The sequence below is a fragment of the Streptomyces sp. NPDC006012 genome, assembly GCF_042871185.1.
Lineage (GTDB): Bacteria > Actinomycetota > Actinomycetes > Streptomycetales > Streptomycetaceae > Streptomyces.
This window is the reverse complement of the sequence record NZ_JBIAIE010000013.1, coordinates 169,322-195,359: the sequence shown is the minus strand read 5'-3', so window position 1 is coordinate 195,359 and position 26,038 is coordinate 169,322. Positions and strand designations below refer to the sequence as shown.

Below are 26,038 nucleotides of genomic sequence, written 5' to 3'. Positions count from 1 at the left end.
GAGCGTACAGCCGCCGTCGATTGGGGTCCCTGTGCGGTTCCAAAAGTCCCGTACGTGCGCTGAGCGGGGGTTACGCTGCCTTGTGGGGTGCCATAACTCTCGTACCCGCTTCGGCCTGGGACTTCGAGGCCCGCCTCCGCTCATGGCATGTTCGAGTCCGTGGTGCTCCGCATGGTCCATCTCGCCCTTGCCCGCCTCCTCGGGCTGCTCCTCCTGCTCGCCCGTTCCCAACGAGCCAAGGACGTCGAGCTGCTGGCGCTGCGCCGCTGGCTCGGCACCTCGCCCGCGACCTGCTGTCCGACCTCGGCGAGCGCGCCACCGGCTTCCGCTACCTGCCGAGCACTACAACTCCGGGCGGCGGCACCGGGCCCTGCAACTGCGAGCCCCTGCCGACGACCAGAGGACATGCGGACTTATGGCACCCCACAGGCGCAGCACCGTGTTCTCACGCCGGAGCACCAGCAACTCGGCGTCCTTGGCGGTGTCACGGCGCAACAGCACCCCGGGGAAGGACAGCAGTCGGAGGGCCACCTTGTAGAGCATCGAGATGATCACGCGGGCGTGGTCCCAACTGAGAGTGCCCTACCATCACGGCCTGCGGCGATAACCTTACGAGTCCCACACGGTCCCTGCCGACGCTGCCCGATGCACCGGGGCGGGCGCCTCGGCGCTCCGCCCCACCGTGCTGCCCCCGCGCACCGGCGCGGCCCTCAGTCCTTGAGGTGTTCCAGGATTCGGTGCATCCCGCTGTTCCAGTTCTCCTTGAGCGCCGCCAGCGCCGCGTCGAGATCACCGCGCAGCAGGCACTGCGCGATCCGCTCGTGCTCCTCGGCGGAGCGCTCCAGGACGTCCTGGTCGCCGAGCGCGACACGCTCATAGCGGTGCATCGTCACCTTCAGCGGCGTGATGAGCTTCATCAGCCGCTCGTTGGTGCAGCCCGACAGCAGCAGTTCGTGCCACGCGTCGTCGTACCGCTCTATGACGTCGTGCGGCGCCTGCGGGGCGGAGAAGGCGCGCGCCTCCTCCAGCAGCCGGGGAGCCGCCGCCCGCAGGTGCTCCAGGTCGCTGGACTCCAGGGCCAGGGCCTCCAGCGTCGCCACGATCGCCGTCAGATCGCGGTACTCCTGCGCGCTGAGCGGCGTGAACCGGAAACCCCGGCCGCGCTCGCTGCTGATGACCCCCTCACGCTCCAGGGTGATCAGTGCCTCGCGCAGCGGCGTACGGCTGACCCCGAGTTCGGTGGCGAGCTGTACCTCGTTGATCGGCTCGTTGGTCGCGATCGTGCCACTCCCGAGGCGCTTGATCAGCTCATCCTTGACCTGCTCGCGCAGCGGGCGGTTGTCGATTGGCATGTGAGGTGGCCCTCCCCTTTAAGTCCGGTCGATTATCCGCCATCGGGCGAATCACGCGGTACCGGCACCGTCCACCGGGATGATCGCACCGCTCACGAACGCCGACGCGTCGGACGCCAGGAACGCCACGGTCTGCGCGATGTCCCGGGGCTGCCCGATCCTGCCGAGCGGCCGGTCGGCGGCGTCGGCGTAGAACGCGTCGGCACTCTCGCCGAGCTGCCGGGCCTCCTCCGCGAGCATCCCGGTGGCGGTGTCGCCGGGGCAGACGCAGTTCACGCGAATGTTGTCCGGACCGTGATCGATGGCCATGGCCCGGGTCATGTTGACGACGGCACCCTTGGACGCGCAGTACGAGATGGCGCGCGCGCCGCCCGAAATACCCCATCCGGATCCGGTGTTGATGATCGACCCGCCGCCCCGCGCCGCCATGCCGGGTATCACCAGGCGGCTCATCAGCATGATGGCGCGAATGTTCACGGCCATCACCAGGTCCCAGTCGTCCTCGGTGATCTCGCAGACGGTGGAGCGGCGGATGATGCCGGCGTTGTTGAACAGGACGTCGACACCGCCGAAGCGCTCCTGGGCGGTGGAGACCACGGCCTCGCAGTCCTCGCGCCGTGAGACATCGCAGCGCACGAAGACGCCGCCGGTGTCCTTGGCGGTCTGCTCGCCGCCGTCCGCGTCGATGTCGGCGACGACCACGCGGGCACCGAGTTCGGCGAGCACGTGGGCCGTGGCACGGCCGATACCGGTGGCGGCGCCGGTGACGATGGCACGCTTGCCTTCGAGAGTGATCACGGGAACTCCTTTGCGGGGGCGGGGCGGGGCGGGGCTTCACAAGGTACGGGTACGGAGATCTCGGCGGTCACACGGCCGCATCGGTCAGGTGGTACAGCGCGGTGCGGTGCCGGCCGGTGATGACGGGGAGATGGCCGGACAACTCGGCATCCAGCGCCTCGTCACCCGTGTCGAGGAGCAAGGGGCGGCCGCCCAGCGCTGCCAGCTTCTGCTCGGTGCACAGCGCGAGCAGCCGCTCGCGGCCACCCGCGGCGCGCAGCACGCGGGGCGATATCTGCTGGTTGCCGCGGCCGAGCAGGAAACCCTGGCCGCCGATGGGGGAGACGGCGATCCAGCACGGACCCGCCGCGAGGAGCGCGTCCTCGCCGGCGTCCCGTACGACGACCCGCGCCGGGTGGCCGGGCCGCAGCGCGAGCACGTCGACACCGGCGAGCGAGACATCCGCGCCGAGCGCGGCGGCCACGGCGCGGGTCGTGCTGCCCGGGCCGAGCGCCAGGAGCCCGTTCCCGACCCGCTCGGCGATCTCAAGGGCGATACCGCCGACCGCCTCCGGCGGACCGGCGGTACTGCCGGTCTTGCGCTGCTGTACGCGCGCCGGCATGTGGGGGACCGGCAGCCAGCCGTGCAGGCGTGAGGCGACGCGGCCGGCGCTCAGTTCGTCCTCGTCCCGGTCCATCACCTCCGCGTCCCGTAGGTGCGCGGCGCCGGAGCGGGCGAGCCACGCGGCCGCGACCTCGCCGGCGGCGCGCGGAGTGACGCCGAAGACCGCCGAGTGCATCTTGACGCCGGTCGGCACCCCGAGCACGGGGTGGCGCACGCCGTGGAGCGCGGCGAGCACGTCCCGGGCGGTACCGTCGCCGCCGGCGAAGATCAGCAGATCGACACCGTCGGCGACGATGGCACGCACGGCGGCGACGGTGTCCTCGACGGAGGTCTCGCACCCGGCTCTTGGGGTGTGGACGACCCGTGGCGCGAGCCCGGCCGCGGTGACGGAGTCGGCCCCCATCGCACCGGCGGCGGTGACGACCTCCAGCTCCACACCGGGGCATCCGCCGCCCGCCTGCGCGACCGCGGCGCCCGGCGCACCGGAGCCGGCCCCCGACCCGACGAGGAGACCCGAGCCGAGGCCGGCGCCTGTCGTCGCGTCCTCGTCCGGACCGATGTCCGAGAGGGCACCCTGGCCGGTGGGCTTGCCGAGGTCGCCTGTCGTCGCCGCTCGGCTTTGGGGCGCGGCAGTGGCGGGTCCGGCGGCCGTGCGGTCGGCTTTCGGCGCGGCGCGCGGGAAAGCGGGCCGTTGGTCCGGTCCGGGTACGGCCCACGGGGCGGGACGCCCGCCGACGGCTGCCCCGGGCGGCAACGCCCTCAGCCGCGCGCGCAGTTCATGCAGTGCAGCGGTGGCCTTTTCCCCCGCCAGGGGTCTCGCGCCCAGCACGAGGGCCTGCCTGCGGCGGTCCGGGCCGTCCGTGCCGCCCAGGCCCACCCGGCCGCCGAGGCCGGCGACCGGGTTCACCACCAGGCCGACCCTGGCACGTCCGTCGCTGGTCAACGGGCCGCCTCACCCAGGACCTTGCGGCGGTATGCGCGCCAGGAGACGGCCCAGGTGGCGGGGTCGTCGAGGCTCTCCGGGCGGACCCGGTGAATGGTGGAGCGGTGCGGGGCCGTCCGGACCGTGTCCGGGGACTCGTATGCCTCGCGGGCGATCTCGGCGAGGATGGCCGCGTACTCGTCGAGGTCGGCGCGGGTGTAGGACTCGGTCGGCTCCAGCGTCATCGGCTCCGGGACGACGTAGGGGTGGTGGCTCGTCCAGTAGTGCGTGCCGAAGTCGGCGGCGCGCAGCCCGATGTCCTCGGAGTGCAGCCCGGTGTCCTCGTGCAGCCTCTGCCAGCTGTAGCGGACCTGTTCGACGCGCGGCCGTCCCTCGGCGTACGGCACCGAGACGCCGGGGATCTGCCGGACCTTGTGCAGCAGGTAGTTGTTGTTGAGGACCGCGGTCTCCGCCGCGGCGCGCAGTCCCTCCGCGCCGAGCGACATGATCCACGCGTAGGCGCGCACCAGGTTCGGCACGACTCCGTAGAAGGGGCGCATCTTGCCGACGGACTCGGGCCGGTCGTCGTCCAGGAAGTAGCGCTCGCCGTCGAACTCGACGGTGGGCCGCGGCAGATACGGTGCCAGGTCCTCCGTCACCGCACAGGCGCCGGCCGCCGGTCCGCCGCAGGCGTGCGGGGTCGAGAACGTCTTGTGCAGGTTGAAGTGACACAGGTCGAACCCGGCGTCACGGGCACGCGTGATGCCGAGGATGCCGTTCGCGTTGGCCTGGTCGTACGCGCACAGGCCGCCCGCCTCGTGCACGATCCGCACGAACTCCTCGATGCGCGGGTTGTAGATGCCCGTGTCCTCGGGGTTGGTGATGAGCAGCGCGGCCGTGCGCGGTCCGACGGCGGCCTTGAGTGCCTCGATGTCCGGGTAGCCGTCCGCGTCCGGGTACAGGGTGATGACCTTGAAGCCCGCCGTCTTGGCGCAGGCCGCGTTGGACGGGTGGGAGAAGATCGTCGTGATGACCTCGTCGCGCTGCTCCAGTTCGCCGCGGGCCGCGAAGTAGGCGCGGATCATGGCCACGTTGGTGTAGATCGCGGCCGAGCCGGCTCCCGGCTGAAGGGAGACCCGGTCCATGCCGGAGATCTCCTTCAGGAGCTGTTCCAGGCTGTGGATGATGGCGAGGACGCCTTGGACGCTGTCCTCGTCCTGGAGGGGATGCAGCGCGGCGATGCGCGGGTCACGGACGAACTGGTCGTTGACCTTGGGGCTGTACTTCATGGTGCAGGTGCCCTGGCCGACGTCGATGTTGAGGTCGGCGCCGAGGTTCTCCTGGGACAGGCGCAGGTAGTGGCGCAGGACCTGCTGCTGGGACATCTCCGGCAGGGCGGGAGGCTCGGCGCGGCGCAGCGCGGCGGGGATCTCCACCGGGGGGACGGCGGAGTCGGGCGCCGGCACCAGGACGCCGCGCTCGCCCGGCGAACCCAGCTCGAAGATCAGCGACTCGTCCCAGGACGCCTGCTGGAAGCGGCGCAGCCGTGGCTTGGGCGCGATCCGTGCGTCCTCGGCGGTCACGGGGGCGGGCGCGTGGTGGGCGGTCACTTGACGATCTCCTCCAGGGTGGCGGCCAGCCGGTCGATGTCGGCCTTGGTGTGGACTTCGGTGACGCAGAAGGCGGCATCACGTTCGCCGATGGGCACGGATCCGTGGATGCCGCGCTCCCTGAGGCCGGTGCGGATCTCGGCGGCGGTCCTGGCGCCGGTGTAGCGCACGGTGAAGTCGGCGAAGTGCACGGTGTCCGGGTAGGGGACCTCGATGCCCGGCACCTCGGCGAGGCGGCGGCGGGCGTATGCGGTGAGGGCGAGGATGGTCTCGCCGATTTCGCGCATGCCGTGCGGTCCCATGAGGGCGAGATAGACCCCGGCGCCGATGCCGTGCAGCGCGGCCGCCGTGCCCACCCACTCCTTGCCCTCCTCGCGCAGGGCGAAGGAGGTGCGCTCGTAGGCGACGTCGCCGAAGCCGTACTCGCCCTCGACCGCGGTCGGCACGAGTCCGAACAGGCGCGAGGGGAACTCGGCGATCAGCCGCTCCTCGTCGCGGGTGGCGATGAAGCCGGCGTTGCCGCCGCCGAAGCTCTGGTGGATGCCCAGCGGCTGGATGTCGCCGCAGGCGATGTCCGCGCCGTACGCGCTGGGAGGCGCGAGTACGCCGAGGGTGATCGGGTTGCAGCCGACCACGTACAACGCGCCTACTTCGTGGGCGAGTTCGGCGAGCTGCGGCAGCGCCGGGTCCACGATGCCGAGGGCGGAGGGGGAGTCCGCGTAGACGGCGGCGGTGTCGCCTGCCGCCAGGTGTGCGCGCAGCCCGTCGAGGTCGACGCAGCCGGTCCGCGGGTCGACGGGGACCGCGGTGACCTCGTGGTCAGGACGGACGTAGTCCCGGATGCGGGACAGCTTGTCGGCGTCGACGGCGGTTGCCACCAGCAGCCGGCGCCGGCCGGTGACGCGGCCCGCCATGCGCAGCGCGGTCCCGGATGCCTGGAAGCCGTCGTACACCGGCACATTGACCACGTCGACGTCGAGCAGCTCGGCCATCATCGACTGGTACTCCCACAGGGCCTGGAAGCGGCCGTGGTCCTCGTAGGGCTCGCCGGCGTACGCGGTGAGGAACTCGCTGCGGTTGACCACCTCGTCCACGACCGCCGGCACATGGTGCTGGTAGCAGCCCGAGCCGAGGAAGCTGAGGACCTGCCGCGTCGATGTGTTGCGGGTGAGGAGCTTGTCCATGTGCCGGGTGAGTTCCGCTTCGGAGCGCAGCGGAGCCGGCAGGTCGAGGGGGCGGTGCAGCCGGATCCGGTCCGGGATGTCGGCGTAGAAGTCCTCGACGCTCGCGGCGCCGATCTCGTCGAGCATCGCCTGCCGCACGGACGGTACGGAGTTCGGGATGTAGGGGTGGGCCACGTTCTCGGACGACGTCATGCCGTGCCTTTCGCCTGGGCAAGGTCAGCTGCCCGGCCGGGGGAGCGACCGGTGTCAGAAGTCTTGGGGTGTAAGCCTCTTGACGGAGAGCTCCGTTATTCAGTGTTCTGAATACAGCATTAGGCATTCAGGTGTCTGGAGGCAAGAGTGTCAACTGGACCCACCCGGCGGGCCGTTGTGGCCACAGGCTTCGCGGCGGCAAGTACGGCCCTGCTCGGCGGCTGTGCCATGGGCGGCATGGGCGACGGGAAGGCCCACGACATCGCGGGCCAGGGCGGGAAGCTCACCGGCCGGATCACCGTCTGGTCCTGGGACGTCGCCACCCAGGCCATGAAGCGCATCGCCCGCGGCTTCGAGCAGCACCACCCCGGAACCACCGTCGACGTCGTCGACATCGGGTACGACAACGTCTACGACAAGATCACCGTGGGCCTGCGCGGTGGCACCGGCCTCGCCGACGTCCTCACCATCGAGGGCGATCACATGCCGCGCTACATCGGCAACTTCCCCAGCGGCTTCTACGACCTGACGAGCCTCGGCGGCCGCTACGGCGGCGACTTCGACCGCGCCGCCTGGCGCACGGTCACCGGCCCCGGCGGCAAGGCGTACGCCCTGCCCTGGGACATCGGCCCCTGCGCGCTCTACTACCGCACCGACCACTTCAGCACCGCGGGCGTCGATCCCACATCCCTGCTCACCTGGGACGACTACGTCAAGGCCGGCATCCGGATCAAGAAGGCCACCGGCTGCAAACTGCTGATCCAGGACTCCACGGACACCGGCATCCTCCCCATGCTGCTCCAGCAGCAGGGCCAGTCCTACTTCAAGGGCGGCCGCGTCGCCGTCGACACCCCGGAGGCGGTGCAGGCCCTCACCCTGATGAAGAACCTCGGCGACGCGGGCCTCGTCGCCTACGAGAAGGGCTGGGACGGACTCGTCACCGGCACCAAGGAGGGCAAGGCATCCACCACGCCCACCGCTGCCTGGTGGACCGGCACCCTCACCTCCGAAATGCCTGAACTGAAAGGAAAGTTCGGGGTGATCCCGCTGCCCGGCTTCACCGCCGACGGCATCCGCACCTCCAACATCGGCGGTTCCACCCTGTGCGTCCCCGCCCAGAGCAAGAACCCACGCGTGGCCTGGGCGTTCATCGAGTACCTGCTCACCGGCAAGGCCAACCAGGTCTCCATGCTCGAACACGAGGGCCTCTTCCCCGCCTACCTGCCCGCGCTCGACGACCCGTATCTGACCCGCCCGCAGGACTACTTCAGCGGTGACCGCACCCTGGAGACCTTCGCCCGCCTCGCCCGGAACATCCCCCCGGTGGAGAGCAACAAGGACGACGCCAAAGCGTCCGACATCATGACCTCTGCCGTCACCGCAGTCATGCTGCGCGGCCAGGACCCGCGCCGCGCACTGAACTCGGCCGCCGAGCAACTTGCCCGGGCCACCGGCCGCGAGAGGGCGGCCTAGCACGATGGCCCACCCCACCACCACGGCCCGGACCCCCGCGCGCACGGCCCCGCCGCCCGCGCCCGGCAGGCGGCGGCCCCCACGGCCGACCGGATGGATGTTCGCGGGCCCGGCCGCCGCCCTCTTCGCGGTCTTCTTCGCCTACCCGCTGGGCGCGAGCCTGCTGCAGAGCTTCACTGCCGAGGACGCGGGCACCACCCGCTGGGCCGGGCTCGGCCAGTACCGGCGGATGCTCGACGACCCGGCGTTCCTGGAGTCGCTGCTCAACACCGGACTCATCCTCGTCGTCCAGGTGCCGGTGATGATCGGCCTTGCCCTGGTCCTGGCCGCCCTTCTCAACCAGTCGTGGCTCCGCTTCCGCGGCACCTGGCGCGTGCTCTACTTCCTCCCGGCCGTGACCACCCTCGTCGCCTACGCCGTCGTTTTCCAGGTCCTGCTCAAGACCGACGGCGGCCTCGTCAACCAGATCCTCGGCGCGACCGGCCTCGGTCCGGTCGACTGGCTCAACAGCCCCACCTGGGCACGGATCTCCCTCATCGCGTCCCTGACCTGGCGCTGGACCGGCTACAACGCCGTCATCCTCCTCGCCGGACTCCAGGCGATCGGCAAGGAACAGTACGAGGCCGCCGCCATCGACGGTGCCACGACCCTGACCACCTACGCCCGAGTGATCCTCCCGCAACTGCGGCCCGTGATCCTCTTCTGCACCATCACCTCCACCATCGGCACCCTCCAGCTCTTCGACGAGAACTACGTCCTCACCCGCGGCGGACCCGACGACGCGACCCTCACCCCCGTCGTCTACCTCTACAAAGTCGGCTTCCAGCAGCTCGACTTCGGCTACGCCGCAGCCATCGCCTGGGTCGTCGTCGCCATCATCGCCGCGATCTCCGCCCTCCAGTACCTCGTGTTCGGAAGGGAGCGCCGCCGGTGACCCGCCCCGCCCCGGCCCCGTCGCCGACCCAGCGCATCCAGGAACGGCACATCGCCCAGAGCCCCGAACGCAGCCACCCGCTCCCGCGCGCAGGCCGCTGGCTGCTGCGCGCGCTGCTCGCCCTCGGAGCCGCCGTCAGCTTCGTGCCGTTCCTGTGGATGGCGATCGCCGCCACCCACTCCACGCCCGAACTGTTCCGTTCACCGCCGCCGTTCCTGCCCGGCGGGCGCCTGCTCGACAACCTTCGGCGCCTGCAGGACACCATCGGATTCGGCCGCGTGCTCCTCAACAGCGTCGGCATCGCCGTCGTGCACACCACCATCAGCTCACTGCTGTCCGCCATGTGCGGCTACGGGCTGGCCAAGTACCGGTTCCGCGGGCGCGGACTGCTGCTCGGCGCCGTCCTCGCGACGATGATGATCCCGTTCCAGGTGCTGCTGGTACCGCTGTTCCAGATGATGGCGAGCCTCGGCTGGATCGACTCCTACCAGGCCGTCATCCTGCCCTTCCTCGCCAACTCCTTCGGCATCCTGCTCATGCGCCAGGGCTTCGTCGACTTCCCCGACGAACTCCTCGACTCCGCCCGCGTCGACGGTGCCGGCGAACTACGCACCTTCTACCAGGTCGTACTGCCCTGCGTGCGCCCCCAGCTGGGCGCCCTGGTGATCTTCACCTTCATGAGCCAGTGGAACAGCTTCATCTGGCCCCTGCTCATGCTCAACACCGAGGACAAATACACCGTGCCCGTCGCACTCAACACCCTCACCGGCCTCTCCCACGTCGACTACTCCGGACTGATGCTCGGCTCACTGCTCGCGACACTGCCGCTCATGGTGATCTTCCTGCTCTTCCAGCGACAGTTCGTCGCCGGACTGCTCGGTGGGGCGGTGAAGGGATGAACCACCCCGCCCCGCCCCACCTCACCCGGGTCCCCGGCATCCTGTACGGCGGCGACTACAACCCCGAACAGTGGCCCGAGGAGGTCTGGGCCGAGGACGCCAGGCTGATGCGGAAGGCCGGCGTCACCATGGTGACCGTCGGTGTGTTCTCCTGGGCCCGCCTCCAACCCGGCCCAGATTCCTGGGACTTCGACTGGCTCGACCGGCTCCTCGACCTGCTGCACGCCCATGGCGTGGCCGTCGACCTGGCCACCGCGACCGCCTCGCCCCCCGCCTGGCTGGTGCGCGCCCACCCGGACATCCTCCCGGTCACCGCCGACGGCGTACGCCTCGAATTCGGCTCCCGGCAGCACTACTGCCCCTCCTCACCCCACTACCGTTCGGCAGCACTGCGGCTGACCCAGGCCCTCGCGGAACGGTACGCCGACCATCCCGCACTCGCCCTCTGGCACATCCACAACGAGTACGGCGACCATGTCACCGAGTGCTTCTGCCCCCGTTCGGCCGCCCACTTCAGGGACTGGCTCCGCGACCGCTACGGCACCGTCGACGCCCTCAACCACGCCTGGGGCACGGCCTTCTGGTCGCAGCACTACCGAACCCTCGACGAGATCGAACCGCCGCGCACCGCGCCCGGACCGGTCAACCCGACCCAGCTTCTCGACTGGCGGCGCTTTTGCAGCGACGCGCTCCTCGCCCTGCACCGCGCCGAACGCGACGTCCTGGCACAGCTCAGCCCGGACACCCCGGCGACGACCAACTTCATGTCGATGCTCAAGCCCCTCGACTACTGGACCTGGGCCCAGCACGAGGACCTCGTCTCCGACGACGCCTACCCTGACCCCGCCGACCCGCACGCCCATGTGACCGCCTCCCTCAACTACGACCTGATGCGCTCGCTCAAGGGCGGCAAGCCGTGGCTGCTGCTGGAACAGGCGCCCTCCGCCGTCAGCTGGCGCCCCGTGAACGTCCCCAAGAAGCCGGGTCTGCAACGCCTCTGGTCCCTCCAGGCCCTCGCCCGCGGCGCCGACGGCATCATGTACTTCCAGTGGCGCGCCTCCCGCGCCGGAGCCGAGAAATACCACAGCGCCCTGCTGCCGCACCGCGGCACCCGCGCGCGCGGCTGGCAGGAGACGGTGCGCTTCGGCGCCGACCTCGCCCGCCTCGGCGAACTCGCCGGCAGCCGCGTCACCGCCGACGTCGCGATCGTGCTGGACTGGCACTCCTGGTGGGCCCTGGAGGCCGACGACCACCCCTCGGCCCGGATGCGCTGGCCCGACCTGCTGCGCCCCTGGTACACGGCCCTGCACGCACGCCGAACCACCATCACCTTCGTCCCACCCGACGCCGAACTCGACGGATACCGTGCCGTCCTCGCGCCCAACCTGCACCTGCTGCGCCCCGAACACGCCCAGCGCATCACCGCGTACGTGCACGGCGGCGGACACTTCGTGTGCGGCCCGTTCAGCGGTGTCGTCGACGGACACGACCACATCCACGACGGGGGCGCCCCCGGCCCGCTGCGCACCGCACTGGGCCTGTCCGTCGACGAGTTCTGGCCCGTCCCCGACGCACAGACCGTGCGCCTCACCTCCGGGGCCGAGGCCACGCTGTGGACCGAGTGGATCGTGCCCGAGGACGCCGAGACCGTCGACACCTACGCCTCAGGCCCCCTGGCCGGCCGGCCCGCCGTCACCCGGAACACCCACGGCTCGGGCACGGCCTGGTACGTGAGCTGCCACCTCGGCCACGACATCGGCGCCGTACTCGACCGCGCGCTCACGGCAGCGGGCGTCCGGCCCCTCCTGGACGCCCCCGAGGGCGTCGAGGCGACCGTCCGCACCGGCGCGCACGGCACCTACCTCTTCCTCCTCAACCACGGCGACCGGCCCACCAGCACCCCCCTCGCGGGGGCGTACGCCGCCGGCGGAACCGACCTGCTCACCGGGCAGCCGGCCCACGGCCACGTACACCTCGAACCGCTCGGCGCCGCCGTCGTCCGTGTCCACCCCGACCCCCAGGGAGAACGTACGTGAGAAGACATCGCTGCTTCGGCGCCCTCGCGGCGCTGTTGCTCGTCCCGGGCGCCCTCGCCGTCCCGCAGTCCGCCTCCGCCGCCGACCGCCCCGACACGCCCCACCCCTACGCCGACGTCCTCGACCTGCACGGCACGCCCACCGCCGCGCTGCCGGGCGACGACCAGAACAACAACCCCGTCAACGTGCTCGCCGACCGCGGTGCCTGGCACGCCTACGCCCTGCCCGCAACCGGTGACCGCAGCGCCTACGGCGGCTTCACCGGCCCCCTCTACATCGCCCAGGAATATCCGTGGTGGCTGAGCAGCGCCTTCAGTCGCATCCGCCTCAGCGAGGGCGGTCGTACCCTGGACCTGGCAGCCGGTGCAGCGCCGCGCTTCACCTCGCTGCCCGGACAGCTGCGCCAGACCTACGACCTCGGTAAGGGCCTGCGCCTCACCCTGGACCTGCGCTTCGTCACCAACCGCAGCGCCCTCGTCCGGGCAAAGGTCAGCAACACCGGCTCCGCCACGCGCACCCTGCACGCCGGCTGGACCGGCAGCCTGCTCCGCCCGGCCCAGCGGCAGATGCACGACGCGCCCTCGCTCACCGCCACCCACACGGGCGTCGCCGTCGACTTCGCCAAGGTCCGCGAGACGTGGGACTACCTCACGGACGGCACCGAACGCTTCGAGGTCACCCACGGCGACCCGGTCCGCACGACCGTCGACGGCGACACCTACCGGAGCGACCTCACCGCACCCGTCACGCTTGCACCGGGAACCTCCCGACGCCTCGACTGGACCGAGTCCTACACCTTCACCACCGCCGAACGCACCCGCGAGGCGCACCGGACCCGCGATGTCCTCGCAGCTCCCTCGGCCGCCGCCGCGGCCGACGACGCCCGCTGGAACGGCTACGTCCGCAGCGTGACCCGTGGCGTTCCGGCGCAGCGCCGCCGTACGGCGGTGAAGGCGCTGGAGACCCTTGTCACCAACTGGCGCAGCGCGGCGGGCGAGATCGCACACGACGGGATCACACCGTCAATCTCGTACAAGTGGTTCGCCGGAGGCAACTGGGCCTGGGACACCTGGAAACAGGCAGTCGGTACCGCGCGCTTCGATCCCGCACTCGCGCAGTCCCAGATCCGCGCCATGTTCGACCACCAGATCCGCCCGGACTCCGCGACCCGGCCGCAGGACGCCGGAATGATCCCGGACGCCGTCTTCTACAACGACCCCGCACACGGCGGCGGCAACTGGAACGAACGCAACTCCAAGCCGCCCCTGGCCGCCTGGGCGGTGTGGGAGGTCTACCGCCGAAGCGGGGACAAGGCGTTCCTGCGCGAGATGTACCCGAAACTCGCCGCCTACCAGGCGTGGTGGTACCGCAACCGGGACCACGATCACAACGGTCTCGCCGAGTACGGGGCAACCGTCGACGCCGCCAACGACTCACCCGAGGAACGCAGACTCGCCGCCGCCTGGGAGAGCGGCATGGACAACGCGCCGCGCTTCGACGCCGCGCTCGGTACCTCCGTCGTGGCCAACCACGACAAGGCGGGCACACTGCTCGGCTACTCCCTGAACCAGGAGTCCGTCGACCTGAACGCCTATCTCGCGGCGGACCAGGGCTACCTGGCGCAGATCGCCACCGCCCTCGAACGTGGGCACGACGCCCGCGGCTGGGCGCGGAAGTCCGCCACCACCCACGCCCTCGTACGCAAGACGATGTACGACCCGGCCGACGGCTGGTTCCACGACACCGCCCTCGGCACGGGCGAACCCCTCAGTGGCCGCGGGCGCGGGATCGAGGGCGCCGTCCCGCTGTGGACCGGCACCGCGACCGTCGCGCAGGCCCGCGCGGTGCGCGCCAGGCTGACGGACCCCGCGGAGTTCGCGACCGAGGTGCCCTTTCCGACGGTCGCGAAGAGTTCTCCGTACTTCTCACCGACCGCGTACTGGCGCGGCCCCGTCTGGCTCGACCAGGCATACTTCGCGCTCACCGGCCTCCGCCGCTACGGCTACGGCAAGGACGCCGACACCCTGACCGACCGGCTCCTCACCCACGCGTCAGGGCTCACGGGCAATGGACCGATCATGGAGAACTACGACCCGACCACCGGGTCCCCGCTCAACTCACCCAACTTCAGCTGGTCAGCAGCCCTGCTGCTGCCGTTGGTGAAGGACGGTGCCCAGGGGGTACCGCAGGCCAGGTGAAAAACGACGCGCCCGGTGCCGGGATTCACCCACACCGGCACCGGGCGCCCACCGACGTCCGGATACCTCAGGTCTGACGGGCTGTGCCTTGGCCGGTCCGCCGCCGATACGCGCGGGCGCCGCACCCTCTTGTGCTCGCCATGGAACTGGGCGAATCCCGGTCGGTCGACCGCCGGTCGTCATGGCTGGTCGGTGCGGGGCGAAGCCACCAGGATGAGGGCCTCTGCTCAGCGGTGGCGCGGAATCAGCGACGACAGAGCGGCCAGCCAGAGCCGGTCGGCCGGCTCGTAGCGGATCGGAGGGGTGGACGGGTGAGTTGCCGTCGCAGTACCGCGTTCTCGTTCCGCAGCGCCCGCAGTTCAGCATCCTTGGCGGTCTCACGGCGCAGCAGTACCGCCGGCACGGACAGCAGCGAGGTGATCGCCAGTGCAGCATCCCAGCCACCGCCAAAGGCTCTGCACGTAGGCTCCCACCTGCAGCGATGACTTTGCGAGCCCCACACGACCGGTACACCGTCCGCTCGTGATCGCGGTCGTCCCCGGCGATCGGCGCGTCGACCTGGACGCCGTCCGCCAGCTGTTCGACGCCCGCTACGGCGGATGGAGACACGCCGTTGCCGACTGATCGGGAACCGTATCTGTCCGAGTGCTGGATTGGTGATCGAGCCCGCTGCGAGGTGGCGCATGTCCCGGCTGATCGAAGGACGGTCCGCCGGTCATGCGGCGATGGCGCCCAGCAGGAGGTCGAAGGCGCCATTCGCCTCGCGGAGGACCGCCGTCGCGTCGTGGCTGCCGAGGCGCCACGCCGCCTGGTAGCAGGCGAGGGTCAACTGGGCGGCGAGGACGGCGGTGGCCGGCGGGGTGCCGCGGTCGATCAGGTGTTTCTCAAGGAGGTCGGCGTAGTGCCGGGTCTTGCGGGTGTGCCGATCTTCGAGCTCGGGGTGCTGCTTGACCAGACGGTGGTAAACCGCGTAATGGCCGAGGTTGCGGGCGGCCTCGGCGCAGATCGCGAGCAGCATCCGCCGAGATGCGGCCAGTGCCTGCGCGAGATGTGCCCGCGACGAGCGCCGGGTTGTAGGAGTAGACGCCGACGGTCTCAGGCAGGCGGCGGGCCAGCGCGTGGGTCAGGTAGATGATGCCGAGTTTGCTGGTCGCGTATGCCCGCCCGGCCTCCCCCCTCTCTGTCAGCCTTGGGTGAGAGAGAGGGGGCGGGGCAGCGGTGCCGGCACAGCGGCGAGGGAAGCCCGGTCTTCCGGAGCGAACTTCACCCGGTCCGGACCGAGCTGCCGTTCGAGGACGGTGATCTGGTGGCGCAGGGCGAGGATCTCCGTGTCCTTGTCGCGGTCGCTCATCGGTAACAGCCGCAGGGAGGCGCACGTGTTGGTGACGGTCAGGTAAGCGAGACGAAGCAATGCGACTGTCCTCCTGCCGCACCGCCGAACGAGTTCCTGAGCTGTATGGATGACATTCACGGCAGGCACAGTGTTCGGAACACTGGAGATGAGTCTCGAAGTGTCGGCCCCGCACGAAGGGGGATGGCCGCGGGGGAACTTGAGGACCGGGCCGCGGCCCCGATCCGGCGACGGCTCCGCGGCTTACCGTCTGCGGAACTGAGTCATCCCCCCGAATCCTGCGACCCGGCCCGCACCATGCCCTCGCGCAGTCTGATCCACACGGTGATGACCACACACGCCGCCAGACAGCCCGATGCGGTGATCAGCAGTGCCGTGTCGGCGGCTGCTTCCGAACCCACGCCGCGGTCCTGGTCGGTGACGGCCCCGGCCAGTCCGACGCCGAGGCCGGCGGCCACGGTGATGACCGTCTTGGTGACTCCCGATGCCTCCCCGGCCCGCTCCGGCCGGATCACCGCCTGGGTGGCGATGAGCGTCAGTGAATTGGCCACTCCGAGGACCGCGCCGCCCAGGGTGGCCACGGCTACGTACAAGGTGAGGGAGGAGGTCCGGGCGAGGCACGCCAGAACCAGCGCTCCCGCGCACAGGCAGCCCGCCATCAGCCGTACCGCGGCCCGTGGCGGCACCCGCCCGGCGAGCGGACCGGCGAGCGCTATGGCCAGCGCGGGGGCGAGGAACGCAGTACCCGCAAGGTCGACCGAGAGGTCCCACTGGCCCTGGAGCGTCAGGGGTACGACGAACAGGAACATCACGGTGGTGGTGTTGGCCGCGGCGCCGGCCAGGGTGAGCGCCATGTACGGTCCGTTGCGGAACAGGCTGAGCTCCACCAGCGGATGGGCCGCGGCCTGCTCGCGCCGTACGAACAGGAGCAGCAGGGCTACTGCGACGGCCACGCCCGCCAGCGCGGCGGGCCACGGCCAGCGCGGTCCGCGGTCGATGACGACGCAGAGCGCGGCGAGCGCGGCCGTGGCACCGGCCAGTCCGCTCCAGTCGACGTTGCGGGGCGCACTGGTGTCGTAGCTCTCGGCGGTACGTGATGCACAGACCGCGCCTAGTACGGCGAGCGGGACGTTGAGCCAGAACACGGCACGCCAGGACACCGATTCGGTCAGGACGCCGCCGATGAACGGACCGCAGGCTGTGGCGATCCCGCCGATGCCGAGGGCCCAGCCCGTGGCACGGCCGCGCAGTTCGGCCGGGTAGACGTTGGTCAGCAGGGACAGCCCCACCGGCATGATCATCGCGGCTCCGGCGCCCTGGGCCACCCGGGCGCCCACGAGGACGGGCAGGGTTGGAGTGAGCGCGCAGACCAGCGAGAGAGCGCCGAACACGGCAAGCCCCGCGACCAGGAGCCGCCGTCGGCCGAACAGGTCGCCGAGCCGTCCCGCACCCAGCATCAGCGTGCCGGTGGACAGCAGGTACGCGCTGATCACCCACTGGAGACCGTCTCCACCCGCGTGCAGGTCGCGGCCGATCTGCGGCAGGGCGAGGTTCAGGCCGAACGAGTCGAGCTGGATGCAGAACACGCCCACGAACATGGCGAGGAGTGCCCATCGCCGGGTGGCGAAAGGCGGCGGCGTGGCTCCGTCGCCACCGTCCCTCAAGGTCGCGCCCTTGCTCACGATTGCCCACTTCTTCCTCATGTCCGGCCCCCTCGGGGGTGGTTCTTACTGCCGCCGCACGGCCGTGCGGCGGCACGAGATGCTGGTGGTGAGGGGGAGGAGGTCGCAGCCGATGAGCGCTCCTGGACACGGAGCGGCGCTGCGGGAGAGAAGGAGGAACGAAGAAGTGGGGGCCGGGATGGAGGGGCTGCCCACGGGAAATCCGATGTGCCACGTCGACGGGACCGCTGCGTGGATGACGCACGCAGGTCCGTGCCTCGACGCGCCGCCGGGACGAGATCACCGTAACTGGTCCCCGGGCACTTGCCAACCCGTCCCTGTGTGGATCCGGAGAGCGGAAGAACTCGGTGGATTCATGGAATCTGCGCTGAAGTACTGCTACATGGCACTCTGTCAGGAGTGCGGAACGGTGGCGTGACCAACCACATGACCAACGGCCCAGCTAATCCCCAGGTCAGACAGGATGACAGGCAGAGTCGACCCGCACCCGGAAGCGGTCGGCTTCCGCGCTCTGTCCATATTCATGAGAATGGCCGTCCAAAGTCCCGATGGCCTACGGCACCGGCCGCCCGATCGAACAGATCAAAACCGGCAACCGCGTCACCGCCACCGACCCCGCCGCCGGCAAAACCGGTCCTCGGCACGTCACCCGCACCGTCCACCACCTTCGACCGCCTCAATTCAGTGACGTCACCCTCGCCGACGGCTCCACGCTCACCTCCACCAGCCACCACCCCTACTGGTCCGAAAACGACCACACGTGGTCGCGCACCAGGCGCAGGATCAGGACGGAAGATTTCAAGTCCAGTGAGACGGTCGTGACGCTATGAGGTTTGTGGTGCGGGTTCCCTGCGTTTGGCCGGGTCGTTGATCCATGCCTGCTGGGGTATCTGGGGTGGTCGGGGGCGGCGGCCGAAGCGTTCGGGGTGGCGGGCGTATGCCTCGGCGAGGGTGACGGCCCGCGGGTCGCGGACCTCCTCGGCGGCGCTTCAGCCGTGCCGCAAGGCCCGTGCAGTGCATGATCCGGGCAAGGTCCCGCTGGATGTGGCGCTCGCGGTCGCGCGGGACGGGGACTGCCCGGCGGACGTGGGCATGCTGCGGGCCGAACCGTCGGTGTTCGGGTCGGCGGCCTCCGGTCCGACGGTGTTCCGCATGATCGACATGTCGGCGTCGGGCGGGAAGCGGATCCCGACCGCACTGCGACAGGCCTGTGCTCAAGTCCCTGAAATCGGGTGTGCGTCGCGGCCTGGCTCCCGCCACGCCACGACGCACACACACACCCAGCAATCGCGGCCACTCCAAAGGCAAGACAACGTCAAGACAACGGCAATCGTGTCAACTACCACACACCTCGCCGCGCAGGTTGGACCTTCGCTACCAGTGGCTTGATCGTCGTGTCCCTCGTCCAACGAGGGACGGGGGACGGCGGACACCAGCCTGACGGGCGAGTTTTGCCCAACGGGCAAGAGCACGTGGGCCCCGAGCACGAGGGTGCGCAGGCGCGTGCCGCGAGATCGTTTTCACCCCCACGGTCACCATTATTCACTTATCGCTCCATGTGTTTACTCCAGCCTCTTGACGCACACCGAAAGGGAGTGCACCCTTGCTTAAGGAATTTCACCCCTCCGCCGGATCATGGCGGGTTCCGAGGGTTGGCGCATGAGCAAGTCGGTGCACAAAAGAGAATTTATACTTCCCTCAGACGGCACGGCGCACACATAGCGGACTGACCGGAGCGAACGTTCCGGAATCAGCCGGTACTCTTCGCGTACCCTTTCCCCCACTCTTCTCCGTCGTGAGTTTCACAGCCGCAGCCGATCGTAATACTCCACTGCACCCATCCTGCCGATGTGGATAACGTTGTCAGGGGTGGGCTGCTCTGCCGGTAATCGTTGACTCGTAGGCGTCTCTTCGCGTACGCATCTCTTGAGTAATTCATCGCGTGGTCAATTCTTCACGACATGCGACCGAGAAAACCGGGGTGGCCATGAAAACATCCGATGTGCTGATCAGTGGACTGGGGGCCTTTCTGCCTGACCGGGTTCCCATCGGATGGGCGGTCGAACGGGGGCTGATCGACCGGACCGCCGCGGAAGAATACGGAATCACCAGTGTGACTGTCGCGGGCGATATTCCCGCTCCCGAGATGGCGGTGCGGGCATGCCGCGAGGCCCTCGAACGGGCCGATCAGAATCCAGCAGCCCTCAGCTTGTTGCTCTACGTCAGCGTCTGGTATCAGGGTCCCCACGGATGGTGTCCGCAGTACTACGTGCAGCGGCAGACGGGCGCGGGCCAGGCCACCGCGGCCGAGGTCCGGCAGGGCTGCATGGGCATGTTCTCCGCTCTCGAACTCGCGGCGGGCCATCTCATGGCCTCGGCCGAGCACGAGGCCGCCCTGGTCACCTCCGGAGACAACTTCACCTCGGAACTGCTGGAACGCTGGCGTTTCAGTCCGCATTTCGTCATGGGCGACGCCGGTTCCGCCGTCGTCCTCAGCCGACGGAAGGGTTTCGCCCGGCTCAAGTCCGTCAACGCGATCACGCTCCCCGAGTACGAGGCCATGCACCGCGGGCCAGAGCCGCTGTTCCCTCCGGGAGCCGGCCTGCCGGGCAAACCCGACTTCGGCGAGTCCAAGCACCGCTGGCTGGACGGCCCGGACCGGGACCCGGCCGGCCCCCTGAAACTCGTGGCCGCGCAGGACGAACTCGTGAGCCGCACACTCGACGAAGCCGGAATCAGGATGGACGACGTCTCGCGCGTCGCTTATGCCAACGGGTCACGGGAACGCGTCGAAGGACGCGCAATGATACCCCTGGGCCTGCCGATGTCCCTTTCGACGTGGGAACAGGGCCGCACCGTGGGTCATATCGGCGCAAGCGATCAGATGGTGGCGCTCGAACAGCTTCTCCTTTCTGGTGAACTGCAACGCGGGGATCATTTTCTGATGCTCGGCGTGGGGCCCGGACTGAATATCGCATGTGCCGTGATCGAGATCATCGAGACTCCGCACTGGTCCTCAGTTCATTCGGCCATCGCTTCGTGAAAGGCGCCTCATGGATTTCAGTCTGAGTGCTGAACAGCAGGAGCGTCGTGCGCGAATGCGGACAGCCGGGCAGGAGTTTTCCTCCGGGTCTACCGATGTCGTATTCCGTGGAGACATCTGGAAGAAACTGGCGGGCCTCGGACTACTGGGTGCGGCTGTCCCGGAGGAGTACGGTGGTGCGGGGTTCGGTGCTCTCGACACAGCCCTCCTGTACGAGGGGGCGAGCGAGGGCGGCGCGGATACCGGGTTGCTTTTCTCCGCAGCGGCCCATCTCTTCGCCTGCGTCAGGCCGGTGCTGGAGTTCGCGCTCCCGAAGACCCGGAAGGAGCTGCTTCCCGCCTTGTGCTCAGGTGAACTGACGGCGGGGAACGCCATGACGGAGCCGGAGGCGGGATCGGACATCTCCCGGTTGGCGACCAGGGCCACCAAGGTCGACGGCGGATATCTGCTCGACGGGACCAAGAGCTTCGTCAGCAATGGCCCGGTCGCCGATCTCTACGTCACCTATGCGACGACGGATCCCGACGGCGGCTATTTCGGTTCCACCGCGTTCGCCGTGGACCGGGATTCCGCCGGTCTGGTCGCGGGAGAGCCGTTGGAGAAGTCCGGCCTGACCGCATGCCAGGCCGGCGAGGTGCGGTTCACCCGGTGCTTCGTGCCGGACGACCGGGTGCTGGGAAGCCCCGGTCAGGGGCAACTGGTGTTCCAGACGTCGATGCAGTGGGAGCGTTCCTGCCTGTTCGCGATCTATCTCGGCCAGCAGGAACGTCTCATCCGGCGATGCGTCCAACACGTGCGGGAACGGCGGCAGTTCGGAAAGCGACTCGCCGACCTCCAACCGGTCGCGGACCGGCTGGCGGACATGAAGCTGCGGCTGGAGAGCGGACGGCTCCTGCTCTACCGGGCCTGCGCCGCGATCGACGACGGCGAGGACCCCTCTCTGTGGGTCGCCATGGCGAAACTGGCCGTGTCCGAGGCCGCGGTCGCCACCTCACTCGACGCCGGCCGCATCTTCGGGGGCCGCGCCTTCCTGACGGAGTACGGGATCGAGGAACATGTGCGCAACGCCGCCCCCGCCACCACCTTCTCCGGCACATCAGACATCCAGCGTCAGCTGATCGCCCGGGAGATGGGACTGTGAGCCTCTACAGCCTGGTGGTCGACGCGGCGGCCCGGACGCCGGACGCGCTCGCGGTGTGCGACCTCGCCACCGGCCTCAGCTACGGCGAGCTGGACGCACGCGCGGACACGTATCTGGCGGCGCTGCGCGGGCGCGGCGTCCAGCCGGGCGACCGCGTCCTGGTGTGGACGGACAAGACGGCCGAATCGGTGGCCGTGGCCCAGGCGGTGCTGCGGTGCGGCGCGATCCATGTTCCCGTCCCGCGGGGCAATCCCGGAAAACGGGTCGCCCAGATCGCCGCGGACGCCCGCCCGGCACTGATCGTCACGGACCACGGTGATCACGTCGCCGACTCGGTCACCGTGTCCTGCACGGATCTCTTCCAGGAGGCTGCGTACGGCTCGGGCGCCGCCCACCATCCGGTCCGGCCGGCCGACCCGGCGTACATCCTCTACACCTCGGGTTCGACGGGGACGCCGAAGGGCGTCTGTCTGAGCCACGGGAACGCGCTCGCCTTCGTCGACTGGGCCTGCCGGGAGCTTGAACTCACCGCGGCCGACCGGCTGGCGAATCACGCCGCGTTCAGTTTCGACCTGTCGGTCTTCGACCTCTACGGAGCCTTCCGGGCAGGCGCGTCGGTACACCTCATCGGCGAAACCCTCGCCCAGGCCGCGGAACCGCTCGTCGGTTTCCTGCTGGAACGCCGGATCACGGTCTGGTACTCGGTGCCGTCCGCCCTGGTGCTGATGACCGAGTACGGCGAGCTGCTGGAGCGCGGACCGGGAGCGCTCCGCGCGTGTGTCTTCGCCGGCGAGCGGTTTCCGCTGAAGCCGCTGAAGGACCTGCGCCGCGGCTGGCCCGGCGTCCGCATGCTCAACTGGTACGGCCCGACGGAGACCAACGTGTGCACCTCGTACGAGGTGACGGCTGCCGACCTCACACGTACCACGGCCGTCCCGATCGGAGCACCCGTCGCAGGGGACACGGTGTCGCTGGACGACGGCGAGATCGTGGTCGGCGGCCCGACCGTCATGCTCGGCTACTGGGGCGGGGAGCCGCAGGTCGGACCGTACCGCACCGGTGATCTCGGCCGGTACGATGCCGACGGCCTGCTGGAGTACCGGGGCCGCGTCGACGACATGGCGAAAGTCCGCGGCTACCGGATCGAGCCGGCCGAGATGAACAGCGTGCTCGTCGCGCACGAGGCGGTGCGCGACGCGGTGGTGCTCGTCGTCGGCGCAGGTCTGGACGCCCGGTTGCACGCCTTCGTGGTCCCCGAGGCCGGCTGTGCGCCCGAGTTCGCGGAGCTCAGACGGCACTGCTCGGGCTTCCTGCCGCCGTACATGACCATCGACGCGCTGCACACGGTCAGCGGCTTTCCCCGCACCCCGAACGGGAAAGTCGACCGCGCCGCGCTCGGCGGCCTGGTGACCCGGGGAGCGGGCGTATGACGGGCGGAGCCTGGGACGTCTTCTGGTCGACGCTGCCCGCCGAGCCCGGAGCCGCCCTCTGGGACTCCTCGCCCCGGCTGACCGCGGAGCGGCATCTGCCGCTGTTCCGCGGCCACGCCGACCCGTCGCTGCCCCTGATCGACATCGGGTGCGGCAGCGGACGGCAGACACAGTGGCTGGCTCGGCACTTCCGGCGGGTCGTCGGACTGGACATCGCCGGGGCCGCGGTGGAACTGGCCGCCGCGTCGCACCCGGCGCCCAACGTCGCCTACCGGCGTGCCGACCTGCTCGACCAGGACACCGTGGCAGCGTTGCGCGCGGAGTTCGGCGACGTCAACGTCTACATGCGCGGTGTGCTGCATCAGCTGACCGCGGACGACCGCACCAGGATGCTGACGACCATCAGGCTCCTGCTCGGCAGGACGGGGGTCCTGTTCGCCCAGGAGCTGACCGAGCGGACCGGCTGGTACGTCGCCGAACTGCTGGCCGGCGGCGCACAGTTGCCGAAGACGGCCGGGCTGGCGGCCCAGTTCGACTTCGGTGCCCGCATCGCCCCCGCGCACGACGGGCGCCTGCGGCTGCTGTTCGAAGGAAACGGATTCGAGGTCGTCGCCGACGGCGACATCTCCCTGCACACCACGGAGCACACATCCGGCGGACACCCGCTGGAACTGCCGACGAGATACATCGTGGCGCGTGCAGCGGCACGGCCCTGACACCCGGAGGAACCATGACGGACCTTGACCGCTCGACGCTGCTCGACGAGTTGCTCCGCTATGTGAGAGGGGAACTCGCGACGGGCGTGCCGGCCGACCTGATCACCGCCGACAGCCAGCTGCTGGAGCTGGGGGTGCTGGACTCGGTGCGCACCGCACGCCTGCTGGCGCACATCCGCACCACGTACGGCGTGCGCGTTCCGCCGGTGCACATGACCGGTGAACACTTCCGCACGCTGACGACGATCACCGACCTGATCCTTCTCCTTCGCTCACAGACCGCTTCCCTCTGACAGGAGAACAGATGACGTACGACTACGACATCGGCATCATCGGCGGTGGCCCGGCCGGTTCCACCGCCGCATCCTACCTGGCCAAGGCGGGTCTGTCGGTCGCGGTCTTCGAGAGTGAGTTCTTCCCACGGGAGCACGTGGGAGAGTCCCTGGTGCCGGCGACCACGCCGGTGCTGCTGGAGATCGGCGCCATGGAGAAGATCGAGGCAGCGGGCTTTCCGCGCAAGTACGGCGCCGCGTGGACGTCGGCCAACGCGGACGATGTGGACCCGCTCGGCTTCCAGGTGCACGACCACGGCCTCGGGGCCGCCGACGTGCTGTTCAACGAACGTGCTCAGCTCGGCGTGGACCGTGACTACACCTTCCACGTCGACCGCGGCCGGTTCGACCACATCCTGCTCAAGCACGCGGAGAGCCTGGGGGCGAAGGTGTTCTCCGGGGTGCGGGTGCGCGGCGTGGACTTCGCCGACACCGCCCGTCCCGTGCTGCGGGTCGGACTGGGCGGGACGACCGCGGAGGTGGCGGTACGGATGGTCGTCGACGCCAGCGGACGCGGCACCCTTCTGGGACGGCAGCTCAAGGTCAAGGTGCCCGACCCGGTGTTCAACCAGTACGCCGTGCACAGCTGGTTCGAGGGACTCGACCGGGAGGCCCTGGCGAACGACGAGAACCAGGCCGAGTACATCTTCATCCACTTCCTGCCGCTCAGCGACACCTGGGTGTGGCAGATCCCCATCACCGACACGATCACCTCGGTCGGGGTCGTCACCCAGAAGGCGCGGTTCAGGGAGGGCAAGGACGATCTCGAAGGCTTCTTCTGGGACTCGGTGGCCAGCAGGCCCCTGCTGCACGACGCGCTGAAGAAGACCGAGCGGGTCCGCCCCTTCAAGGCCGAGGGCGACTACAGCTACGGCATGCGCAAGGTGTGCGACGACGGGATGGTGATGATCGGCGACGCCGCCCGGTTCGTCGACCCCATCTTCTCCAGCGGGGTCAGCGTCGCCATGAACAGCGCCCGGTTGGCCTGCGGCGACATCATCGCCGCGGCGGAGGCCGGCGATTTCAAGGCCGCCCGGTTCGAGAACTATGTGACGAAGCTGCGGCGCGGCGTGTCCAGCTGGTACGAGTTCATCTCCATCTACTACCGCCTCAACATCCTGTTCACCGCCTTCGTCCAGGATCCCCGCTACCGGATCGACGTCCTGAAACTGCTGCAGGGCGACGTCTACGACGAGCAGGAGCCGGTCGCGCTGACGAAGATGCGCGAGTTCATCGCCGCCGTGGAGGCGGACCCCACCCACCTCTGGCACCCGCTTCTGGGGAAGATGAAGGTGTCCCTCAGCTCGCGGGCGTTGTTCTGACCACGCCGTGGGCGGTTCTGTTCGACATGGACGGAACCCTCGTCGACACCGAAGTGCTCCTGCTCGAAGCCCTGTCGACGGTACTCGGGGCGTCGGGCGTGCCGGCCGCGGCGATCAGGCCGGAGGAGCTACGGGGGCGCAGTGTCGCCGAGAACCTGGCCCGGTTGAACCCTCTCGCGCGAGCGCCGATGACCGCACAGGAGCTGTACGCCCGTGTGAGCAGCCGCATGCTCGACCGGTTGCGTCCGGGGATCACCCCGCTGCCCGGAGCCGTCGGCCTGCTGCGGGCACTGCGGCGGGCGCGGGTTCCGTGTGCGCTGGTGTCGTCCTCGTACCGGGCGATGGTGGACGCCGTCCTCCCCTCGCTCGGTGCGGCCGAGTTCGCCGTGACCGTGGCCGGCGACGAGGTGAGGCATCCGAAACCTGACCCCGAGTCGTATCGCACCGCCGCGGCCCGGCTCGGCATCGCGCCGGGGAAGTGTGTGGTCGTCGAGGACTCGTCTGCCGGGCTCCGGTCCGGCCGGGCCGCGGGGTGCGTCACGGTCTCGGTCGCGCCGACAGCGGAACCGGTGGACCTCGGCGTACCGGGTCTGTCCGGAGTGACCGTCGAACGGCTCGCTCGCCTGGTGGACACGGGGGCCGCGCGCACCAGCCGCCGGGCCGCCGGATGAGAGGGGACAGGAGGTGAGGAACCGATGGGGCTCCTTCAGCAGCCGGCGCCGCTGTCGTGGCGACGGGCAGGGCGATGCGCTCGGCCCGACGGGCTGTGCGTCGCTCCGGGCGGACCGGTTGCGCACAGCCGCGTACGACGGCACCGGCG

22 protein-coding genes and 2 pseudogenes are annotated in these 26,038 nt (G+C 69.8%); 14 read left to right on the top strand and 10 right to left on the bottom strand.

All coding sequences use genetic code 11. The features are described from left to right. Positions 1–342: 342 nt before the first annotated feature. The 6 genes from ACFYPJ_RS22995 to gcvPA all read right to left on the bottom strand — a co-directional run bounded on the left by ACFYPJ_RS22995 (position 343) and on the right by gcvPA (position 6,661). Entirely contained in the window at positions 343–555 is a 213-nt protein-coding gene (locus tag ACFYPJ_RS22995) for a hypothetical protein (RefSeq protein WP_389020147.1), read from the bottom strand. A 155-nt stretch (positions 556–710) separates the two neighbouring features. After that, positions 711–1,352: a GntR family transcriptional regulator gene (locus ACFYPJ_RS22990; RefSeq protein WP_389020144.1), complete on the bottom strand. Its 642-nt coding sequence runs from the start codon at positions 1,350–1,352 to the stop codon at positions 711–713. A 51-nt stretch (positions 1,353–1,403) separates the two neighbouring features. Next, positions 1,404–2,150 carry an SDR family NAD(P)-dependent oxidoreductase gene (locus ACFYPJ_RS22985; protein ID WP_389020141.1) on the bottom strand — a complete coding sequence of 249 codons (747 nt, stop codon included), beginning with the start codon at positions 2,148–2,150 and terminating at the stop codon, positions 1,404–1,406. 67 nt (positions 2,151–2,217) lie between these two features. Beyond that, the gene (locus ACFYPJ_RS22980; protein ID WP_389020138.1) at positions 2,218–3,696 is read right to left on the bottom strand and encodes an ATP-NAD kinase family protein; all 1,479 of its coding nucleotides are present in this window, start codon (positions 3,694–3,696) and stop codon (positions 2,218–2,220) included. Continuing rightward, positions 3,693–5,285, bottom strand: a complete 1,593-nt coding sequence (gene gcvPB / locus ACFYPJ_RS22975; RefSeq protein ID WP_389020136.1) for an aminomethyl-transferring glycine dehydrogenase subunit GcvPB — start codon at positions 5,283–5,285, stop codon at positions 3,693–3,695. Before gcvPB ends, ACFYPJ_RS22980 begins: the two co-directional genes overlap by 4 nt. Then, entirely contained in the window at positions 5,282–6,661 is a 1,380-nt protein-coding gene (gene gcvPA / locus ACFYPJ_RS22970; RefSeq protein WP_389020133.1) for an aminomethyl-transferring glycine dehydrogenase subunit GcvPA, read from the bottom strand. The genes gcvPB and gcvPA overlap by 4 nt, the downstream gene beginning before the upstream one ends. 147 nt (positions 6,662–6,808) lie before the next feature. Between gcvPA and ACFYPJ_RS22965 the strand changes: the two genes are divergently transcribed. From ACFYPJ_RS22965 to ACFYPJ_RS22945, 5 genes are read left to right on the top strand one after another with little or no spacing between them, the layout of a single operon-like run. After that, positions 6,809–8,134: an ABC transporter substrate-binding protein gene (locus tag ACFYPJ_RS22965; RefSeq protein WP_389020130.1), complete on the top strand. Its 1,326-nt coding sequence runs from the start codon at positions 6,809–6,811 to the stop codon at positions 8,132–8,134. Positions 8,135–8,138: 4 nt separating this feature from the next. Then, the gene (locus tag ACFYPJ_RS22960) at positions 8,139–9,068 is read left to right on the top strand and encodes a carbohydrate ABC transporter permease (protein ID WP_389020128.1); all 930 of its coding nucleotides are present in this window, start codon (positions 8,139–8,141) and stop codon (positions 9,066–9,068) included. Further along, positions 9,065–9,967, top strand: coding sequence for a carbohydrate ABC transporter permease (locus ACFYPJ_RS22955; RefSeq protein ID WP_389020125.1), 903 nt, complete (start codon positions 9,065–9,067; stop codon positions 9,965–9,967). The genes ACFYPJ_RS22960 and ACFYPJ_RS22955 overlap by 4 nt, the downstream gene beginning before the upstream one ends. Next, entirely contained in the window at positions 9,964–12,003 is a 2,040-nt protein-coding gene (locus ACFYPJ_RS22950; RefSeq protein WP_389020122.1) for a beta-galactosidase, read from the top strand. Before ACFYPJ_RS22955 ends, ACFYPJ_RS22950 begins: the two co-directional genes overlap by 4 nt. Further along, entirely contained in the window at positions 12,000–14,201 is a 2,202-nt protein-coding gene (locus tag ACFYPJ_RS22945) for a trehalase family glycosidase (RefSeq protein ID WP_389020119.1), read from the top strand. Before ACFYPJ_RS22950 ends, ACFYPJ_RS22945 begins: the two co-directional genes overlap by 4 nt. A 230-nt stretch (positions 14,202–14,431) precedes the next feature. Here ACFYPJ_RS22945 and ACFYPJ_RS22940 read toward each other — a convergent pair. The 4 genes and pseudogenes from ACFYPJ_RS22940 to ACFYPJ_RS22925 all read right to left on the bottom strand — a co-directional run. Continuing rightward, positions 14,432–14,703: pseudogene (locus ACFYPJ_RS22940) on the bottom strand (integrase); the annotation flags it as partial. Between the two features lie 213 nt (positions 14,704–14,916). After that, positions 14,917–15,219, bottom strand: a complete 303-nt coding sequence (locus tag ACFYPJ_RS22935; protein WP_389020117.1) for a hypothetical protein — start codon at positions 15,217–15,219, stop codon at positions 14,917–14,919. A 165-nt stretch (positions 15,220–15,384) separates the two neighbouring features. Next, the gene (locus ACFYPJ_RS22930; protein ID WP_389020115.1) at positions 15,385–15,612 is read right to left on the bottom strand and encodes a hypothetical protein; all 228 of its coding nucleotides are present in this window, start codon (positions 15,610–15,612) and stop codon (positions 15,385–15,387) included. A 203-nt stretch (positions 15,613–15,815) separates the two neighbouring features. Beyond that, positions 15,816–17,234 carry an MFS transporter gene (locus ACFYPJ_RS22925; RefSeq protein ID WP_389020112.1) on the bottom strand — a complete coding sequence of 473 codons (1,419 nt, stop codon included), beginning with the start codon at positions 17,232–17,234 and terminating at the stop codon, positions 15,816–15,818. A gap of 548 nt (positions 17,235–17,782) precedes the next feature. Here ACFYPJ_RS22925 and ACFYPJ_RS22920 point away from each other — a divergent pair. The 9 genes and pseudogenes from ACFYPJ_RS22920 (at position 17,783) to ACFYPJ_RS22880 (ending at position 25,889) form a co-directional block, all read left to right on the top strand. Beyond that, a complete protein-coding gene (locus ACFYPJ_RS22920) occupies positions 17,783–18,064 on the top strand; it encodes a hypothetical protein (protein WP_389020109.1) in 282 nt (93 codons plus the stop codon). 148 nt (positions 18,065–18,212) lie between these two features. Beyond that, positions 18,213–18,455 (top strand): annotated as a pseudogene (locus tag ACFYPJ_RS22915) (IS1380 family transposase); the annotation flags it as partial. A 721-nt stretch (positions 18,456–19,176) separates the two neighbouring features. After that, the gene (locus ACFYPJ_RS22910) at positions 19,177–20,277 is read left to right on the top strand and encodes a ketoacyl-ACP synthase III family protein (RefSeq protein WP_389020106.1); all 1,101 of its coding nucleotides are present in this window, start codon (positions 19,177–19,179) and stop codon (positions 20,275–20,277) included. Between the two features lie 10 nt (positions 20,278–20,287). After that, positions 20,288–21,418, top strand: a complete 1,131-nt coding sequence (locus ACFYPJ_RS22905; RefSeq protein WP_389020103.1) for an acyl-CoA dehydrogenase family protein — start codon at positions 20,288–20,290, stop codon at positions 21,416–21,418. Beyond that, positions 21,415–22,848 (top strand): amino acid adenylation domain-containing protein, encoded by a 1,434-nt coding sequence (locus tag ACFYPJ_RS22900; RefSeq protein WP_389020100.1) that lies wholly within the window; start codon positions 21,415–21,417, stop codon positions 22,846–22,848. Before ACFYPJ_RS22905 ends, ACFYPJ_RS22900 begins: the two co-directional genes overlap by 4 nt. After that, positions 22,845–23,564, top strand: coding sequence for a class I SAM-dependent methyltransferase (locus tag ACFYPJ_RS22895; RefSeq protein ID WP_389020097.1), 720 nt, complete (start codon positions 22,845–22,847; stop codon positions 23,562–23,564). Before ACFYPJ_RS22900 ends, ACFYPJ_RS22895 begins: the two co-directional genes overlap by 4 nt. Positions 23,565–23,578: 14 nt before the next feature. Next, positions 23,579–23,857 (top strand): acyl carrier protein, encoded by a 279-nt coding sequence (locus ACFYPJ_RS22890; protein WP_389020094.1) that lies wholly within the window; start codon positions 23,579–23,581, stop codon positions 23,855–23,857. 11 nt (positions 23,858–23,868) lie between these two features. Beyond that, positions 23,869–25,218 carry an NAD(P)/FAD-dependent oxidoreductase gene (locus tag ACFYPJ_RS22885; protein WP_389020091.1) on the top strand — a complete coding sequence of 450 codons (1,350 nt, stop codon included), beginning with the start codon at positions 23,869–23,871 and terminating at the stop codon, positions 25,216–25,218. Next, entirely contained in the window at positions 25,161–25,889 is a 729-nt protein-coding gene (locus tag ACFYPJ_RS22880) for an HAD family hydrolase (protein WP_389020213.1), read from the top strand. The genes ACFYPJ_RS22885 and ACFYPJ_RS22880 overlap by 58 nt, the downstream gene beginning before the upstream one ends. Positions 25,890–26,038 lie beyond the last annotated feature (149 nt).

Excerpts from the sequence above, each read along its gene's own strand:
- gcvPA (WP_389020133.1), bottom strand. The coding sequence starts at position 6,661 with ATGACGTCGTCCGAGAACGTGGCCCACCCCTACATCCCGAACTCCGTA.
- ACFYPJ_RS22950 (WP_389020122.1), top strand. The coding sequence starts at position 9,964 with ATGAACCACCCCGCCCCGCCCCACCTCACCCGGGTCCCCGGCATCCTG.
- ACFYPJ_RS22990 (WP_389020144.1), bottom strand. The coding sequence starts at position 1,352 with ATGCCAATCGACAACCGCCCGCTGCGCGAGCAGGTCAAGGATGAGCTG.
- ACFYPJ_RS22920 (WP_389020109.1), top strand. The coding sequence starts at position 17,783 with ATGGCCTACGGCACCGGCCGCCCGATCGAACAGATCAAAACCGGCAAC.
- ACFYPJ_RS22890 (WP_389020094.1), top strand. The coding sequence starts at position 23,579 with ATGACGGACCTTGACCGCTCGACGCTGCTCGACGAGTTGCTCCGCTAT.
- ACFYPJ_RS22960 (WP_389020128.1), top strand. The coding sequence starts at position 8,139 with ATGGCCCACCCCACCACCACGGCCCGGACCCCCGCGCGCACGGCCCCG.
- ACFYPJ_RS22935 (WP_389020117.1), bottom strand. The coding sequence starts at position 15,219 with ATGCTGCTCGCGATCTGCGCCGAGGCCGCCCGCAACCTCGGCCATTAC.
- ACFYPJ_RS22905 (WP_389020103.1), top strand. The coding sequence starts at position 20,288 with ATGGATTTCAGTCTGAGTGCTGAACAGCAGGAGCGTCGTGCGCGAATG.
- ACFYPJ_RS22895 (WP_389020097.1), top strand. The coding sequence starts at position 22,845 with ATGACGGGCGGAGCCTGGGACGTCTTCTGGTCGACGCTGCCCGCCGAG.
- ACFYPJ_RS22885 (WP_389020091.1), top strand. The coding sequence starts at position 23,869 with ATGACGTACGACTACGACATCGGCATCATCGGCGGTGGCCCGGCCGGT.